3 protein-coding genes are annotated in these 1,102 nt (G+C 47.2%); all 3 read left to right on the top strand.

Annotated features, from left to right (window positions below):
* Positions 1-163 precede the first annotated feature (163 nt).
* Positions 164-448: an IS66 family insertion sequence element accessory protein TnpA gene (gene tnpA, locus JKP77_RS22130; RefSeq protein ID WP_015066048.1), complete on the top strand. Its 285-nt coding sequence runs from the start codon at positions 164-166 to the stop codon at positions 446-448.
* Positions 448-783, top strand: coding sequence for an IS66 family insertion sequence element accessory protein TnpB (tnpB, locus tag JKP77_RS22125; RefSeq protein WP_015066047.1), 336 nt, complete (start codon positions 448-450; stop codon positions 781-783). The genes tnpA and tnpB overlap by 1 nt, the downstream gene beginning before the upstream one ends.
* A 23-nt stretch (positions 784-806) precedes the next feature.
* Positions 807-1,102, top strand: a 296-nt coding sequence (locus JKP77_RS22120) for an IS66 family transposase (protein ID WP_218313337.1), incomplete at its 3' end; no start/stop codon positions are given.

Genomic DNA, 1,102 nt, shown 5'->3' with positions numbered 1-1,102 from the left:
GCTTCTTTAGCGCCAGTATGGTGCTGCCTTGTTCACTTTCAGTCACATCAAACAGATCATTGATGACACTACTGAACGTAAGCGATCAATATAGGCCGTCTTCCCAAGATTTAGCTACTCCGTAAAATAGCCTCCGTAGATTTTACTAACGGAGACTTTACTGATGGCAACAAAAAGACGTACACGTGAGCAATGGCAAAGATTGGTTGACAAGCAAGCAGCAAGCGAGCTGACAGTCAGTGAATTTTGTGCACAACATGCGTTAACAGTATCAAATTTTTATCTGTGGCGTAAAAAGCTCAGCGATGATAGTCAACCGTTTGCGCAGCAGGATAACTGGCTTGCTTTTGATATGCCAGCGAGCGGGAACCAGAGTATAGATTCAGCGTGGGAGATTGAACTGGTATTACCCGGTGGTGTGGTGCTGCGGATGAACCGAGCCGCCTGATGTTACCCTTATCCAATGGGCGTATTTGGTTGTACACCGGCAATACCGATATGCGCAAACAGTTTGATGGGCTGGCGGCGCTGGTACAGCGCAAGTTGGGGATGCAAGCGCATTGTGGTGACTGGTTTGTGTTTATCAATAAGCGCCGTACTCAGCTGAAGGTGTTGTATTACTACCAGGGCGGTTATTGTTTGTGGAGCAAACGGTTAGAAAAAGGCACCTTCGCTAACGTGTCTGACGGCAACACCAAAACACCACTCAACAGTGCCCAGTTACAGTGTTTGATTGATGGGATTTACTGGCAAAAAGGTAAACAAAACAGGCGATTTAATTAACTGATTTTGTTATAATTTGCGCCATGAAAACGCCCTCAGATAACACCCTGAAAGATGCACAAATTGCGGCTTTATCAGATGAAATTGCGCAACTCAAGCATCAACTCGACTGGCTTAAACGCCAGTTGTTCGGGCGTAAGTCTGAAAAGGTGTTAGTGGATAATCCGGCCCAGAGCAGCTTGTTTGATGAGGGGGAACCCCACGCCTTACCGGCAGAAACAAAACCGGTGAAGGCCCATACCCGTTCCTCACAAAAGCAACGTCGCGACTCGGATGTCAATGATGAAGGCCTGCGTTTTGATGAGACAGTGCCGCAACA

The organism is Alteromonas antoniana (assembly GCF_019249295.1).
GTDB classification, from domain to species: Bacteria; Pseudomonadota; Gammaproteobacteria; order Enterobacterales; family Alteromonadaceae; genus Alteromonas; species Alteromonas antoniana.
The sequence above is the reverse complement of the archived record's forward strand: the minus strand, read 5'-3'. Positions and strand labels throughout refer to the sequence as shown.